This is a genomic window from Breoghania sp. JC706 (genome assembly GCF_037026715.1).
Taxonomy (GTDB): domain Bacteria; phylum Pseudomonadota; class Alphaproteobacteria; order Rhizobiales; family Stappiaceae; genus Breoghania.
Genome location: NZ_JBANCG010000012.1, coordinates 1 through 15,298, shown reverse-complemented (window position 1 = coordinate 15,298; position 15,298 = coordinate 1). Strand labels below are relative to the sequence as shown.

Annotated in this window: 13 protein-coding genes, 1 pseudogene and 1 riboswitch; of the genes and pseudogenes, 8 read left to right on the top strand and 6 right to left on the bottom strand. The window is 61.9% G+C overall.

The genetic code is table 11. The annotated features are described in order from the left end of the window. Positions 1-37 precede the first annotated feature (37 nt). The 4 genes from bluB to V2L18_RS20775 all read right to left on the bottom strand — a co-directional run bounded on the left by bluB (position 38) and on the right by V2L18_RS20775 (position 5,135). Entirely contained in the window at positions 38-772 is a 735-nt protein-coding gene (bluB, locus tag V2L18_RS20790) for a 5,6-dimethylbenzimidazole synthase (RefSeq protein ID WP_336180263.1), read from the bottom strand. Between the two features lie 49 nt (positions 773-821). Beyond that, a riboswitch (cobalamin riboswitch) is annotated at positions 822-1,026 on the bottom strand. Between the two features lie 259 nt (positions 1,027-1,285). Beyond that, on the bottom strand, positions 1,286-2,095 hold the full coding sequence (locus V2L18_RS20785) for a hypothetical protein (protein ID WP_336180262.1): 810 nt from the start codon (positions 2,093-2,095) through the stop codon (positions 1,286-1,288). Between the two features lie 506 nt (positions 2,096-2,601). Next, the gene (locus V2L18_RS20780) at positions 2,602-3,798 is read right to left on the bottom strand and encodes an MFS transporter (protein WP_336180261.1); all 1,197 of its coding nucleotides are present in this window, start codon (positions 3,796-3,798) and stop codon (positions 2,602-2,604) included. A 50-nt stretch (positions 3,799-3,848) separates the two neighbouring features. Continuing rightward, positions 3,849-5,135: a TauD/TfdA family dioxygenase gene (locus tag V2L18_RS20775; RefSeq protein WP_336180260.1), complete on the bottom strand. Its 1,287-nt coding sequence runs from the start codon at positions 5,133-5,135 to the stop codon at positions 3,849-3,851. A gap of 106 nt (positions 5,136-5,241) precedes the next feature. Between V2L18_RS20775 and V2L18_RS20770 the strand changes: the two genes are divergently transcribed. Beyond that, positions 5,242-6,138: a LysR family transcriptional regulator gene (locus V2L18_RS20770; RefSeq protein WP_336180259.1), complete on the top strand. Its 897-nt coding sequence runs from the start codon at positions 5,242-5,244 to the stop codon at positions 6,136-6,138. Positions 6,139-6,444: 306 nt separating this feature from the next. Here the strand turns inward: V2L18_RS20770 and V2L18_RS20765 are convergent, their stop codons facing one another. Then, a complete protein-coding gene (locus V2L18_RS20765) occupies positions 6,445-7,209 on the bottom strand; it encodes a site-specific integrase (protein ID WP_336180258.1) in 765 nt (254 codons plus the stop codon). Between the two features lie 55 nt (positions 7,210-7,264). On the opposite strand from V2L18_RS20765, the gene V2L18_RS20760 reads away from it, so the two are divergent. The 7 genes from V2L18_RS20760 to V2L18_RS20730 all read left to right on the top strand — a co-directional run bounded on the left by V2L18_RS20760 (position 7,265) and on the right by V2L18_RS20730 (position 14,641). After that, complete coding sequence (locus V2L18_RS20760; RefSeq protein WP_336180257.1) at positions 7,265-8,026, top strand: DnaB-like helicase C-terminal domain-containing protein; 762 nt, start codon at positions 7,265-7,267, stop codon at positions 8,024-8,026. Further along, positions 8,023-8,970, top strand: a complete 948-nt coding sequence (locus V2L18_RS20755) for a DUF1376 domain-containing protein (protein WP_336180256.1) — start codon at positions 8,023-8,025, stop codon at positions 8,968-8,970. Before V2L18_RS20760 ends, V2L18_RS20755 begins: the two co-directional genes overlap by 4 nt. A 7-nt stretch (positions 8,971-8,977) precedes the next feature. Then, positions 8,978-9,283, top strand: a complete 306-nt coding sequence (locus V2L18_RS20750) for a hypothetical protein (protein ID WP_336180255.1) — start codon at positions 8,978-8,980, stop codon at positions 9,281-9,283. A 14-nt stretch (positions 9,284-9,297) separates the two neighbouring features. Continuing rightward, positions 9,298-9,810, top strand: coding sequence for a transcription termination/antitermination NusG family protein (locus V2L18_RS20745; RefSeq protein ID WP_336180254.1), 513 nt, complete (start codon positions 9,298-9,300; stop codon positions 9,808-9,810). Between the two features lie 54 nt (positions 9,811-9,864). Further along, positions 9,865-10,827, top strand: coding sequence for a phospholipase D family protein (locus V2L18_RS20740; RefSeq protein ID WP_336180253.1), 963 nt, complete (start codon positions 9,865-9,867; stop codon positions 10,825-10,827). A 257-nt stretch (positions 10,828-11,084) separates the two neighbouring features. Then, a complete protein-coding gene (locus V2L18_RS20735; protein WP_336180252.1) occupies positions 11,085-13,178 on the top strand; it encodes a CRTAC1 family protein in 2,094 nt (697 codons plus the stop codon). A gap of 194 nt (positions 13,179-13,372) precedes the next feature. Further along, positions 13,373-14,641: a cytochrome c peroxidase gene (locus V2L18_RS20730; RefSeq protein ID WP_336180251.1), complete on the top strand. Its 1,269-nt coding sequence runs from the start codon at positions 13,373-13,375 to the stop codon at positions 14,639-14,641. A 210-nt stretch (positions 14,642-14,851) separates the two neighbouring features. Here the strand turns inward: V2L18_RS20730 and V2L18_RS20725 are convergent. Then, positions 14,852-15,247, bottom strand: a pseudogene (locus V2L18_RS20725) (type II toxin-antitoxin system HicB family antitoxin). Positions 15,248-15,298: the final 51 nt, after the last annotated feature.

The window sequence follows — 15,298 nt, the reverse complement described above, 5'->3', positions numbered from 1 at the left end:
GTTGAGCTTCGGGCTCCGCGCCCCGCGACGTGTCGCGCTAGGGCTTGCCGCCCCAGCGGTCGGTGAAGACGAGATCCTGAAGCGGCTGCCTGCGCCCCCAGCCGGCCAACTGAAGCTCGGGAACCTCGTAGAGTTCGCGCACGTGGCCAAGGCAGAGATAGGCGACGGGCACCACATGATCGGGCAGGGCGAGGATGCGGCCGAGGTCTTCGCCGTGGAAAATGCTCACCCAGCCTACGCCTATGCCCTCCGCGCGGGCGGCAAGCCACAGGTTCTGCACGGCGCAGACGGTGGAATAGAGATCGGTGTCGGCGTCGTGCGTGCGGCCGAGCACGACCGGGCCGTCGCGCTCGCGATCGCAGGTGACGCAGATGTTGAGCGGCGCCTCGTCGATACCCTGCAGCTTGAGCCTGGGGTAGAGCGCCCGGCGCTCGCCCTGAAACATAGCGCCGGCTTCCGCGTTGGCGCGCTCGAAGGCCTGGCGCACCGCCGCGCGCACGCCGGGATCTCGCACGAGAATGAAGTTCCACGGCTGCGAGAAGCCGACCGAGGGTGCTGCGTGCGCCGCGCCGAGAATGCGGGCAAGCGCGTCGTCATCGATCGGATGGGGCAGGAACTGGCCGCGCACATCGCGGCGTTCGTGGATGGCGCGGTAGACGGCCGCGCGTTCCTGTGCGCTGAAGGGGCCGGCCGGTTTCAGATGGTCCGGTTTCCGTTGGGCCTGGTTCGGTTGGGCCGGTTTCGATGAGGCGGGCTTTTCCGTTGGCTGCATGACATATCCCCTGTCCGACACGCCTGAGCCCTCCGACGCTGTCCGTGCGTCGGGGGCAATGTCGTCCGGCCGGTCTTCTGACTTGGCTTCGCCCCGCAGCGGCGCCTTCCCGGCCTTGGGGGCTGTTCCCCGCAAGCCAGTGGCATAAGCCGCCCGGTCCACCTCACAGCGTTGGGCACGTCACGGATTTTCACCGTGTTCCCGATTATTCCCGCCGCATCGCGCATGGGGGCACCGGACGGGCTCGTGATAAAGGGTTTCATGGTCCGGCGGAAGCGATCGATATCATTTTCGTGCCGGGTTCTGAGGCGAGGGGGTCTGAGGCGCTGGGCTCTGAGGAATGTGCGGAAGCGCTCATCCGGGCGGTCGTCTGGAAGGGCAGGCCACTTGCGTCTGCCAGGGGGAAGGTGACGGGGGAAACGTGTGGCCGCGGTGGGCCGGAAGAGAGGCATTCGCCTTCTCCCGGCCAAGCGATTTCCGCGCCGGCGAGGCGTGGACGAGAGCGAAGTCGCGTCAGATCGCGAGGTTTTCGAACTCCTCGTACAGGCGGTTGAGTTCGCTCCAGCCATTGGCCCAGGCGGTGTTGGGCGCCTTCAGCCCGAGGCTGCTGGGCAGACGGGTGATGGCGCCGGTGCCGGACGCGAAATCCGCGTATTCGCAATAGGTGGCGAACTGGTAGAGCCAGACGGCCTGATCGGTTTCCACGAGGTGGGGATACTCCTTCTGGTAAGTGTCCAGAACATTGCCCATGGCATAGGCGCCATCGGGATAATCGTTGCCGGTGATCCAGGAGGCATAGAGATTGCCGCTTTTCGGGGTGCCCATTTCATGCGCCAGCCAGTACCAAAGGTATTCGCACGGCAGCATCGCCACCAGGCAATAGGCGGGCGTCAGCAGGGATGTGACGATCTCCTCGTAGCGAACATAGATGCTCACCGCCTTCGGCGGCGCGATGCCGTCGGTGCCTTTCAGATGCCAGGTCTGCGAGAAGCTGTCGTTGTATTTCTCGTATCGTTGCTTCTTGTAGAGAAGGAACTCCCGGAGCACCGGAAATCCGTCGGCGCGGCCGGCTGCCGTACCGTAGTCCTCAGCACCGTTGTCGCAATAATAGGCGTCGGCAACGTTGTAGGCGCCATAGCTGTTCGGGTCGAGCGTGCCTTTCAGAATGCCCTGCAAGAAGGGCAGCTCATAGGTGGCCTCGGCGATCGGCTTGGCGGCATCCCACATCTTGAAGAAGAGCGAATCCGGTGCGGGTTTCGACGGATCCAGCTGGAACTTGTCGATGATGTGCTGAATATTTCCGAGGCGGCGGTTTCCAAGCATCGAAAATCCTCCCGGGAGATGAGTAAAATTGCATATAAACGGAATATATCAATTCGATATTTTCGTATTCAATAAATATATTAACTAATAATATATTTATTATTTATTGGATCGAGGTATATTTTCATACATCAAAATCAAAACTTCAGGAATACGAAAAAAAGCGGGCTGAATTTGAACGGGACGTCGGGCGTGCATGCGGGCTCTGGGCGCCCGAGACGTCCGGCAAGTTTGAACCTTCTGGCACGGCCGGGCCGGGGACGCCGTTTTCCCGATACGTGCTTTCCGAATACCCGTGCTCTGGTGCGGACGCGTCGCCGGACCGATCTTCGCAAGGTCGGTCAGAGGGGAAGGGGGCGGTGTGACGATTTCCACCGTGCGGGCAGTGCATTTTCAACGGGAGGTCGCTCGATCTCATCGGCAGCCATTTCCACAACACGACAGCACGAAAAGACAGCCGGCGCGTGGCCGGCTGTCTTTGTCGTTTGGAGGGGCGGTCGTGAACGTTACAGGGTCTGCATGACCCGGTTCGTGCGGCCTTGCGTCACGACGACGGCGGCTGCGACGCTCAGCAGGATTGCCGCCAGGAAGATGTAAAGGCCGATATCGCCGAAGGCGGACATGGTGAGCGCCGCCGCCGTCGGGCCGAATGTCGTGCCCAGGCAGAAGGCGATCAGGAGAGCCCCGCCGGCGCGCACGAAGTCGCCCGGATCGAGCTGATCGTTCACGTAGGCCACGCCGAGGGAATAGACCGGGTGGCTGAAGCCGCCGACCAGGAAGCTGAGGCCGGCAAGGCCCCAGAAGCCCGGCGTCAGCAGCGCGATCATCGCCGCGGCGGTGGCCGAGCCCACGGCTGCGATCAGCAGAACCGGCAGGCGTCCCACACGGTCGGCCGCGGCGCCCATGATGGGATGGCTGAAGGTCGGTCCGATCAGCATCGCGGCGATGAAGAAGGCGATTTCGGTCGAGGACAGTCCGGCCCGCGCACCGTACACCCCCGACATGCCGTAAAAGGCGGCATTGACGGAGCCGGAGACGAAGGCCGCGAGAATGCCAAGCGGCGCGGCGGCCAGAAGCCGGGTGAACGGCAAGGTGCCCGGCGCGTTCTGGCGCGGCTCTTCAAGCGTGCAGAAGACGAGCGGGATGATCGCGAGGATGAACAGCAGCCCCGCAAGCACGTAGGGTTCTCCGCCCAGGCCGAAGCCCAGCACGAAGGGGCTGATGGCGATGCCGAGCATGCGGGTGGCCTCATAGATCGACATGCCACGGGCACGCGTGTTGTTCGACGCCGCGTAGTTGATCCAGCTTTCGACGACGACGTAATAGCCGCCGAGGCAGAAGCCGGTGACGAAGCGCAGCACGACCCAGACGATCGCCGCGTCGCTCAGGGCGAGGCCGATGGTGCTGATGCCCGCGGTCGCCGCGAGGAAGGAGAACGTCCGCACGTGGCGGATCCGCGCGATGATGCGCTCCGTCAGGAGGGAGGCGGCGAAGGTTCCGGCGAAAAAGACGGAGGTGATCAGCCCGATCAGCAGGTCGCTTGCGCCCTGTTCCTGAAGACGCAATCCGATCAGCGGAAACAGCCCGCCCGTTGCCAGCCCGAAGGCGAGGACACCGGTGAGGATGTATCCAAAGGCGCGGACGAGACCGAAAATGTTCGCGTTATCGGCAATGCGGGTAGGGGAGGAGGTGTGAATGGACATTGGACTTTTCCCGATAGGCCCCGCCCGACATGCGAGCGGGGTGGAATGGTTCAAACAAAGCGCAGAAACGGATCGCGGCGGGCGAGGGCGTTCCGCCGGCTGAGCACCTCGGCGGTATCGAGGTAACAGCCCTGGAAGTGCCGGGCGCCGGTCTCCGGCTTGAAGGCCGTGCGGCCGTGCAGCATCCGCCGGTTGTCGAAAACCAGCATCTCGCCGGCTTCCAGCTTGCGCTCGATCAGAAAGCGGGGGCTTTCGATCAGCGCGACGAAGCGCTGGATCGCGGCGCGCAGTGCCGGCATGTCCTCAAAAGGAGCATCGAGCGGGGCGAGCGTGCTGTTCGACCAGTTCACATGGACCGGGTTTCCCGCCCCATCGCATTCGATGATGGGATGGCGCGCGTTGAATTCGCTTTCGGCATCCTGAAAACGGAACGCGACCGGGGTGCCCGACAGCCGGGCGAAGACGTCCGGTTCGGTGCGGCGCAGCAGGTGGGCGACCGCGAGCCCGTCCGCCATGAGCGATGCGCCGCCCTCGGCCTCGTTGGCAAGGCAATGCAGGATCTGCAGGCCCGGCGGCAGTTCGTAATGCGGCAGATCGGTGTGCAGCGGCAGGTAATGCGCCGTATAGGCGTTCGAGATCGGAGCCGCCTTGGAGCGCACGTCGAAGCAGAAGCCGAAATTGCTGGAGCGAACGGTGCCGATGCGTTGGCCAAAAGCGACCGCCGGGCCTTTTTCGTCAGGCACGCCGGAAATGATCGACCAGCCGCGCGTCAGATATCCTTCGAGCCAGGAAAAGAGCGCGTCATCGTCGTTCATGACGGCGTTCCAGTCGACCTCGATCGGGCGGGGCCGGCTGGGCATGCGGGCCGCGCTCCGGGACCCGTTGCGGATCACGTGGCCGTAGCGATGCGCACGCAGCCAGCCCGCGTCGAAGGCGCTTTGATGGTCGCAATCGGTCTGCGACCAGCGGATCAGAAGCGCGCCATCGTCCTGAATGGACACCTCGGCGGGGCGAATGTCGCAGGACACGTCGAGCAGACGCACCAGCCGTTCGCGGGAATGGCGATGACGCGACGTGGGATGCGGATCGTTGTCACGCAGCCACGCGAAGTGGAAGTCGTCTTCCTCGCCATCCTTCCAGGTCACCCGGATCGCTTCATCGGAGATCCTGGTGACGCGGGTCAGCGGAATATCGAAACGGTAGCGGCGAAGATCGGCCATATCGACCGAGGGCAACGCGCACTTGCATTGCCCCTTGCATTGCCCGTCGCATTTGCGGTCCGGCGCTGTCTCGATCGGGGTGCTTTGGCTTTGATCAACGGTGGGGAAGATGAACATTTTGGCCTCCAAAAAGTATTCGGTTCGGAATAGGCCAAGAGTAATTTCGCTCGATTTGCCTGAGAAGCTATTGAACCTCGTCATCACCTGTGCCTAACTGGAACAGATGAGGCACGATCTCGATATCTCGATCTTTCATGCGGTGCTTGACGCCGGCAGCTTTTCGGCCGCCGCGCGGGCGCTCGGCATGACCCACTCCGCCGTCAGCAAGCGGGTCAGCCAGCTGGAAGAGCGGCTTGGCGTGCAACTGCTGGTCCGCTCGACCCGCCAGATGCATCTGACACAGGCCGGAGAGCTCTATTCCCGCGAAACACGTGAAATCCTGCGCCGGCTGGAGACGATCGAGGACGAGATTTCGGAAGGGACTGGGGAGCTCCGGGGCGGGATCCGGGTGACGACCTCCAACGCGCTGGGGCAGATGCATGTCGTTCCCGCATTGCTGGAATTCATGCGCCAGCATCCGCAGGTGGAGATCGATCTGACGATCACCGACGGGATCGTGGATCTGTTGCGCGAGCGGATGGACATTGCGATCCGCAGCGCGAAACTGCCCGATTCAAGTCTTATGAGCCGCAAGCTGATCACCAACCGGCGGATCGTCTGCGCCGCGCCAAGCTATCTCGACCGGCACGGGCGGCCGCGGCGGCCGCGCGATCTGGCGGATCATCGCTGCATGCGGCTCAATCTTCCCGGTGCGTTCAACGACTGGGGGCTTCAGTGGGAGGGCGGTCAGCGCCATGAGCTCGGCCGCGGTTTTGCGTGCAACTCGCTCGAAACCCTCCACACCGCCTGTCGGGCGGGCCACGGGATCGCATGGCTGCCGATGTTTCTGGTGGCACAGGATATCGACGCGGGTCTGCTCGTTCCGCTGCTCGACGAATACCGCGATCCTGAATCGGACACGTCGATCTCGATCGTCCGCCCGGAAATGGATCTGGTCCCGCGACGTATCCGGGCGCTTGTCGATTTCCTGGTCGATCACTTCCGCCAGCTTGTGCTTTGACGTGCTGGTCGTGACAAAGGCCTGCGAATTCAGCTTTGGGTAAGGCGACGGGCCCGCGCACTCAAATGTCTCGCGGGTGTCCTGCCGGGAGAGCGCGCAAGAAGAGCGTTGCGGAGAGGCCGACGATTTTTTGAAGAAAAATGGTCGGAGCGGCGGGATTCGAACCCACGACCCCTTGACCCTCAGTCACGTGATCCCCTGCTAACCCATTGACTTTCCGTGAGAGGAACACTTTATTTTTGGCCATTTCCCCCTTTTGTTCACCCCTGCCGCCCCCGTTTTGGTTCGAGTGATACAAGGTGCACTTTACTGCCGCCAGCTGAGCGACCGCCCGGCCTTCGCGAGGTATTCCGGCGAATAGCGCGCATAGACCTTTCGCGTCGTGCTCACGTCCCGGTGGCCGAGGTACTGGGCGATTTCCTCCATCGGCACGCCGTCCTCCGCCATCCACACGGCGGCGGTGTGGCGGAAGACATGCGGAGAGACGCCGGAGAGGCCCGCGCGCTCAGCCGCGTTCCCGATGCCCCGGCGGATCGACCCGACGCGCGTCCCGCCGCGTTCGATGACGAACGCACATGTGCGGCCCCGTTCCGCGGCAAGGAGCACCGGCAACAGATCCTCCTGAATGACGATGGAGGTTCGCCCCTTCATGCGCCGGCCGGTGAAGGGATCGTTCAGGTGGATCTTGCGCCGTTCCAGATCGACCCGGTCCCAGGTGAGGCTCAGGATCGCCTCGACGCGGGCGCCGGTCGCAATCAGCAGATCCATCGCGAGCTTGATGTGCGGCATGATCGCGGCATCGTAGAGCCTGCGGAACTCGTCCTTCGTGAGATAGCGGTCGCGGGTCTCGCCGCCCGAAGGCACCTCGATGAACGGGGCCTTGTCGATGAGGCTGTGCTTGACCGCCCAGTTCAGGGCGAGCCGCAGGTGCTTGAGTTCGGCAATCACCGTGTTGAGGGCCTTGCCCTGCTCGCGGCGTCGCGCCGCATAGGCGCGGCAATCGTGGATGGTGATCCCGTCCGGCAATTTGGCCACGAACTCCGGCTGCAGAGCCCGCCAGTGGAAGCGCATGTTGGTCGCGGTGATCTGGCCGAGCGCTTCCTTGTCCTTCCGGCATTCCTCCCAGATGTCTCCGACCGTCCAGCTCTTTGTCGCCGGGCGCTCGATGGCGGCGATGAGGCGCGACGGGAGCCCGTTCGGTGCCGCCTATTTCTCGCTGGAGGTTCCCGCCGCCGATCTCTGGGCGCGCATGGCCTCTCACGAGATCTTCCGCCGGCACAAGGCCCGGATCGAATATCAGCAGATCAAGCGCAAGGCCGGCCTGAGCGACAGGGAAGCGAACGCGGTCTGTGAGGCCCATTACGAGCTGAAAGACCTGCCCATCCGCATCTATGACCGGCCGGGCGTCACCATCGCCCAGGTGGAGGCGAAAGCGCGGGCGCTCAGGACGACGTGGGGGCGGCGCGGGCAATCGCTCGATGTGATCTTTCTCGATCATCTGGGCCTTCTGCGCCCCTCGGCCCGCTACCGCGGCAACCGCACGGCGGAGTTGACCGAAATCACGGCCCATTGCCTCGCCATGGCAAAGCGGCTCGGCGTTGCCCTCGTCCTCCTCAGCCAGTTGAACCGCGAGGTTGAGAAGCGCGAGGGCTGCCGGCCGCAGCTCTCCGACCTTCGCGAGTCCGGCTCCATCGAACAGGACGCCAATTCCGTCGTCTTTCTCTACCGCCCGGAATATTACGCGATCCGCGATGCAACGCCTCTCGCCTTCAATGACGAGAACCGCCTTGAGGCGATTGTCGCCAAGTCCCGCGACGGGGCGACGGGCTCGCTCGATCTCTACTGCGACATTGCAATCAACTTCATCGACAACGGGAGCGCACGATGAGCGGCATTCCCTACTTCAACTTCTACCCGGCGGACTTCATGAACGGGGTGCGCGGGCTGTCGCCTCAGGAGGTCGGCGTCTACACGATGCTCCTGTGCCGCATCTACGAGGAGAACGGCCCGGTCGATCTCCACTATCTGCGCCTGTATACCTATTGCGGGATGCGCGAGAGCACGTTTCGCAAGGTGTTGGGAAAGCTCGTCGAGCTGGGCAAGCTGGAGATCCGGGGCGACTGCCTGACGAATGCGCGCGCCGAATTCGAAATTTCAAACCGTGCGGACAATCTGAAAAACAAGAAACGGGCTGGCGAAATTTCAGCCGAAAAAAGGCAGCAAAAACAAAGGGCGGCTTCAACAGGTGTTGAGCGGGTGCCCAACGATAAAAATACAAATAAGAATAATACCCCCCTTAATCCCCCCGAGGGGGAAAGCGCTGCGCGCCCTGTGTCCAGGCGGTCAAAGGATCAGATCGAAAAACCGGAGAGCATTCCCGAACAGCTCTGGTCCGATTTCCTCGCCCTTCGTCGCAAGCATCGTGCCCCGGTCACGGCAACCGCATGGGCCGGCATCGAACGCGAAGCCGACAAGGCGGGGATATCGTTCTCCCGCGCCGTTGCGCTGTGCTGCGAACGCGGCTGGCGCGGCTTTCGGGCCGACTGGCTCAAGCCCGAAGACGTGCGGGCCGGCGCCGGCACAAGCGCCCCGGACACGGCACAGGCCGTCACCCTCAACGGCCGCGTCTACACCGCTCAGAGCATCAAGCGCGTTGTCTTCGAGGCACTGACGGGCGCCCGCACATGGCCGGCCGACAAGCTCGGGCTCGAGCCGGGCAAGCCGGGCTGCGTGATCCCGCCGGCGCTCGTTTCCGAGGTTCGGGCCGTCATCGCTGAGCGCTCGAAGCCCAAATCCGAAATCATCCCGTTTCAGCCGCGAATGATCGCTTGAGAAAGGCTTGGATGTGACCAGCAAACGAACCGGGCCGCACATCGAAGTGCGCAGCTACGCAGAGCCCACGCCGCTCGATGAGAGGCAGGAATTCCTCTGGTTGGCCGGCGACGCCGAGAGGCGCCTGAAAGCCCGTGCGGCCGACGAGGGGTTTCTTCGGCGCGCGCTCCATCACCACCGGGACCGGGCAATCGAGATCCTGCGCGATGGCCGCATGCACGACGACGCGGCGCCTGCGTTCTCAGAAGTCGAAGCGCACTTCAACGCGCAACGGTTTGAGGAAATGGGCCGGCGCATCGAGTGGGCGGCATAAGGGCAGGGGGAAGCATGGAAAAGCGCTGGTACGTCATCCGGGCCAATCCGCGTTGCGAGCGGCGGGCTATCGTCTCACTCGCAGAGGCCGGCATTGAAGCCTTCTGCCCAATGCAGCAGGTCCGACGCAAGCGGGTGATCTGCGGCAAGCGCCGGACGAAGGATATCGAAATGCCGCTCTTCAGCGGATACGTGTTCGCGGGGTTTTCGGCCGATGATCTGGCGTTCGGAGCTGCGCGGAAATGCGATGGCGTTGCGCAGTTCATCGCGGCCCATGGCCGACCGGTCGAGATCCGCGCGGACCGCGTCGAAGCACTCCAGGTCGCCCAGGATATGGGGATGTTTGACTTCCGCAAGGCCCGGCAGCGGGTGCAGTTCGAGATTGGGGAGCACGTCGTCATCCGGTCCGGATGGCTGGATGGGCAGGCTGCGACGGTGGAGGTCGTTAACAGCAAGACGGTTGCCGTGTCGCTGGAGACGGGCTTGCGGGTGGTGGTGGATTTTGAGGGGGTCGAGAAGGCGGCTTAGCGCTAAAGTCAGTCAAAGCGCTGGTGCGGTGCTCTAACCTGCAAGGGATCTATGATGCTCCTCGATGAACATGCTGCCTTAACGGAGATTCGCGAGCTACTTAGCGGAGCTAAACGCGCCTCGCTAGCCGTCGCTTTTTGGGGCGCGGGGGCTGTCGATCGGCTCGGTCTCGACCGGGCTGGGTTGACGTTGAAAATTCTCTGCAATCTCGAGTCGGGGGCCTGCAATCCGGATGAGCTGCGACGGATCCGAAAGCTCTCAAATGTTGAATTGAGATCGTACGCGAAGCTCCATGCCAAGGTCTACTGGCCCCCCGAAGGGGCTGTAATTGGGTCGTCTAACGCATCGGCAAACGGTCTCGCGCTCGAGGGCGATGCTGCTGAAGCCTGGGCCGAAGCCAATGTTCGGCTAGATGATCCGGAAGAGTTAAATGATATCGGGGAGTGGTTCGATGCAATATTTGCTGAGGGAATAGTGATCTGTGATGCCGACCTCGACCGGGCTGAACTCGTATGGAAAAGTCGGGTGAATGCGGCGCCAACGGGTAAGCCGTTGACGGGAAATCTGATGACTGCCTTTGCCAACGCTCCCGATCATCCCGCTTGGCGACGAGTCAAATTGGCGTATTGGACGGATTTGCTCGAAAAACGCGATCAGGCTTGGCTTGACAGAGAGGAGGAGGCCGGACGACTCCCGCATACAATCTCCGCATATAGTGGCTGGAACGATCGGATTTCAGCGAATGATTGGTTGTTGGATTTCGACATGTCTGAAGGGCGCGCGTGCTTCACGGGCATTTGGAAAGCGTGGCCTGAAAAATCCCACCGTTCCAATCTACAGCTGGTAAATGAAGTAAAAAATGTGACCCTGGAGTGCATGGGACGTCTGAAATTAAATGAAGGCGACATCTCTCGGCTTGGTGAAATTGCACCAGCGGTGTTGATGGGGCATTCGGCAGACGGCGGGCGCAATGCCATTATTGATCTCGCGGATGCTTACAAACTCTTATCTCCGTGATCCGCTCGGGATAGCTCGACGGGCAGGAGGCGATGGTGGAGGTCATCAATAGCAAAACGGTCGGCGTGTCACCCCTCACAAGGGATCGAGACCAAATATATCTGGAGACGCGCTTTCGACGGTCTCTGAATCACGTAGGGTAATTTAAATTGGGGAGGCCAGTTGAAATGCATGCCTGATTAGCGAATGATCGGGGTATTGCGAGCAGCAAGCGGCGCGGCTTTTTTGGACTTGGCGCGGGCCGTAAGGGGGGATTGATGACCGGATCAGACGCGCGACACGCCAAACGGCGCGTGGGCTTTGCCGTGATCTTGGTTGCGGTCCTTGCGGCGTTGTTCGGGCCCCTGTCGCGCTTGCCACAACTCGATGAAAAGACGCGGATATCGGGCGCCATCCAGTTTCAGAGCCCAGGGGCGCTTGGCATCCTTTGGGGGCTGGAACGGCTGATCCTGCCTGCGGCGGCGGAGGCGGCGGAAATGTCGTCCGATCGCCCGGTCCGGATTACATCGCGCCCTTTCGCCCGGCGTTCGCCCGGCTATGAGACGGTCTTCCAGCGCGTCGAAGCGTCAACCCGCGGCATCGATAAGCCACTGGAATTGTCGATGAAGGACATGTGGCCGCCGTTCTGGGAAGGGCGCAGCCTGTCGACCGGCGATATTGACCATGACGGCGATCTCGATCTGGTGATCGCCTCCACCGAACGCGGCGTCTATATCTACGAAAATGACGGCGCCGGCAGGTTCAGTCGGCTGCCGTACGAGCCTGGTCCGCTGGCCGATCTGGACGTTTTCAATGCCGCACTGGTCGATATCGACAATGACGGCTGGCTCGACCTGTTTCTCGCCACATACCTGGACGGCAATTTCATCGTTCACAACCGGCAGGGCACCTTCGTTACCGACAAGCTGCAACGGGTGGCCAATCGCGACGACGCGATGCTGTCGATTTCGCTGAGCTTCGCCGATTTCGACCGCGACGGCGACCTGGACGTCGCCCTGGGTAACTGGGCCGCCGGCTGGTATCGGCGCATCCCCGGCGAAGAATCGCGCAACCGTTTGATATTCAATGAAAACGGCACGCTGGATGGCAGTCACTTCGCCGAACTGCCGGGTCTGCCCGGCGAAACGCTCGTCATCCTGTTCAGCGATATAGATTTGAATGGCACCGCCGATCTGTTGGTCGGCAACGATTTCGAACTGCCGGATTATATCTATCTCGGTGACGGAGAGGGCGGCTTCAGAGCCGTCACCCGGGCTGACAACCTGATCCCGCACACCACCACAACCACCATGGCGATAAAGACGGCGGATCTTCACAACGACGGGATGCCGGAGATTTTTTTCGCGCAGATCGCCGGGCGGTCGTCGCTTGTGTCCGAGCGGCTGAAAATGCAGGCTCTGTCGAAATACTGCGATGCCATCGAAGACGCCGCGGCCAAGGCGCTCTGCCTCCGTAACATGGCCATCAAGTCCTGGTATAAGTCCGGCAACCGGTTCGACCCGGTCTATGCGGCCAAGTGCCAGGAGCTCAAGGGCGCACTGCAGGCCGAGTGCAAGGCGATGCTGGTCAAGGATCTGGCGATCCAGAAACAGGATCCGACGATCTGCTCCTTGATCCCCGCCGACCAGAGAACCACGCGCGCCTTTTGCGACATCCATTTCAAGCCATGGAAGAGGCCGCAGCAGGCGGATTTCGATACCACGATCCGCCAGATCCTGCGCACGAACGTCCTGCTGACCTGGCAGGGCCGCGCCTATACCGACACGGCCTCGGCCGAGGGGCTCGAGATCGGCGGCTGGTCCTGGGATACCAAAATCGCAGATTTCGACAATGATGGCTGGCAGGACGTCTATATCGTCAACGGTACGTGGGTCCCGAACGAGGTCAGTCCGTCAAATCTGTTCTTCCGCAATAAGGGCGATGGAACCTTCACCGAGGCTTCCGGCCCCTTCGGGCTGGAGGATTACCTGATGACCGCCAGTGCGGTGGCTTTCGACATGGACCATGACGGCGACCTCGATATCATCACCCAACCGGTCAACGGCCCGGTGGCGCTGTTTCTCAACGGTTCTCAGACGGGCAATGCCATCGAGGTGGAACTGCGCGATGCCAAAGGCAACAGCCACGGGCTGGGGGCGCGGTTGGTCGCCGAATTGCCCGATGGCACCCGGATGATGCGCGAGCTGCAATCGGGCGGCGGCTTCATGTCGTTCGATGCCCCGGTGGCGCATTTCGGACTTGGCGATGCTGGCGAAATCGCTCGTCTCACGGTCCACTGGGCCGACGGCGGAATTACCGAAATCACTAGCCCCCTTGCCGCCGGCGCCATCTATCGCATCACCCGCGACTGATGCGCGGTGCCACGGGGTGCGGCTCCGTGCCTCCTGCGCTGCCACCCAAGAGGAGTGCAACAAAAAGCGCTTGGAGCGGTACTTTGGATGCATGTAACCTTGGGGAAGTAGGCTCAAACGAGGAATGCAGTGTGATATCCGTTCGAGCAAAATTGTGCGCTTGTCTGCTATCCGTGACCATGGTTGCGCCTGCCATGGCGCTCGATTTGCCGGACCCGTTGACGCTTGACGATTTTATCCGGTTCGAACCAGCCCAGGTGCAACTTGGACAGTTGCTATTTTACGACAAGATTCTCTCTGGCAACCAGAATATCGCCTGTGCCACCTGCCATCATCACGACTTCAACGGCTCCGACGGTGTAAGCCTTGGTATCGGTGAGGGCGGCGTCGGGCTTGGCATGCATCGCTCTGGCGGAACCGGGGCAAACCGAATCCTCGAACGGGTGCCGCGCAATGCGCCGGCCCTTTGGAATCTGGGGCATCGGGATGTCAGGTTCATGTTCCTTGATGGGCGGGTCGAGGTTTCCGACGATTTCGGCAACGGTTTCAGGACCCCGGCCTGGATATTTCTGCCAAAGGGGCTGAATTCTGTTCTTGCGGCGCAGGTTCTGTTCCCGATGGCTTCGGAAACGGAAATGGCCGGGCAGCCCGGCGAGAACGCGATCGCGGGGGCGGCGTATGAAGGCGCGCATTACGTCTGGCCGCTGGTCGCGGAACGTGTTCGCAATGTCGATGCCTATGTCCCGATGTTCATAGACGCCTTCGACAATGTGAACGAGGCTTCCGACATCACGATCGTCGAAATCGCCAATGCCATCGCCGCTTTCGAGGGGACGGAGTATCGCAATTTCGATAGCCCCTTCGACAAATACCTAGAGGGTGACGAAACAGCCCTGAACGATGCGCAAAAGCGCGGGATGGAACTGTTTTACGGCAAAGTCGGCTGCTCAAGTTGCCATGCGGGACCGATGCTGTCGAACCAGAGCTTTCAGGCGCTGGCGCTGCCGCCGTTAGGGCCGGGGCGCACTTTGCTGAACGACCCGATTGCCCGCGATGTGGGCCGCATGGCCGTTTCCGATGCGCCTGAGGATGCTTACCGCTTTCGCGTGCCATTCCTGCGAAATGTCGCGCTGACAGCACCGTATGGTCACGATGGCGCCATGCCGACGCTTGAAGCGATGGTGCGCCATCACCTCAAGCCGCGGGAAAGCAATGTCGAGTGGCGCGCCAAGATGGCGATCCTGCCGCCGGTTCCGTGGCTTGCCTCCAGCGATTTCGCTCTGCGTGACAACGTGGCTGAGAATGATCGGGTCCGGTCGAGGGTCGATATCGATCTGCCGTCCGTCACCGACGCCGAGATTGCAGATATCGTTGCATTCCTGAATGCGTTGACCGGAGAAGCCGCACTAAAACGCCCGATGGGCCGCCCCGACACGGTGCCCAGCGGCCTGCCCGTTGATTAGGAGTGTCTGCGGGCTGACTGCGGGCTCGCTGTCACTCAGGAAAATTCGCGGGCGACGCATACAAAGCCGAACGTGAACGGACGCGGGCCAATTCCGCCTTGCTCCGCCCCGTGGCCGGGATCACATCCTCCCGGAGAATTTCACCCGGATGCGTCGGGCAACGATCAGGATTGCGAGCCATAGTGGCCTCTTGGTGGTGAGACCTATGGGTCACGCCGCGTTGAGGTCTCGCCGGGCAAGGTCTGCAAGATAGGCTGAGCGCGTCAGCTTCCTCGCTTTGGCGGCTTCATCAATAGCATCGAGCAGGCCCGCATCCAGGGTGATGTTTGCCTTTTTTGTCCGGCCAGAAAGCGTGAGTCATGGCACGGCGATCAGGAAAGCGCCCTTTGCCAGCTCGGCTTTGACCTCTGGGTCATTGTTGATCTCGATGACGGATCGAGCCTGAGGTGCTGCCTCGTCCTCAAGGTACAGTGCCAGAGCCTCTTGCGCATTCGTGATCAAGTCTTCCTCGGAATCGGCTGCGGAAAAGCAGCCCGGGAGATCCGGAAACTGAATGCCGAAGGCGCTTCCTTCGTCCTGATGGACAAGAGCGAAATGGAGTTGCATTGTCTTTCAATCGGTATTCGGCCCCTAGCAGGCCTGCGCCAACACCGGGAC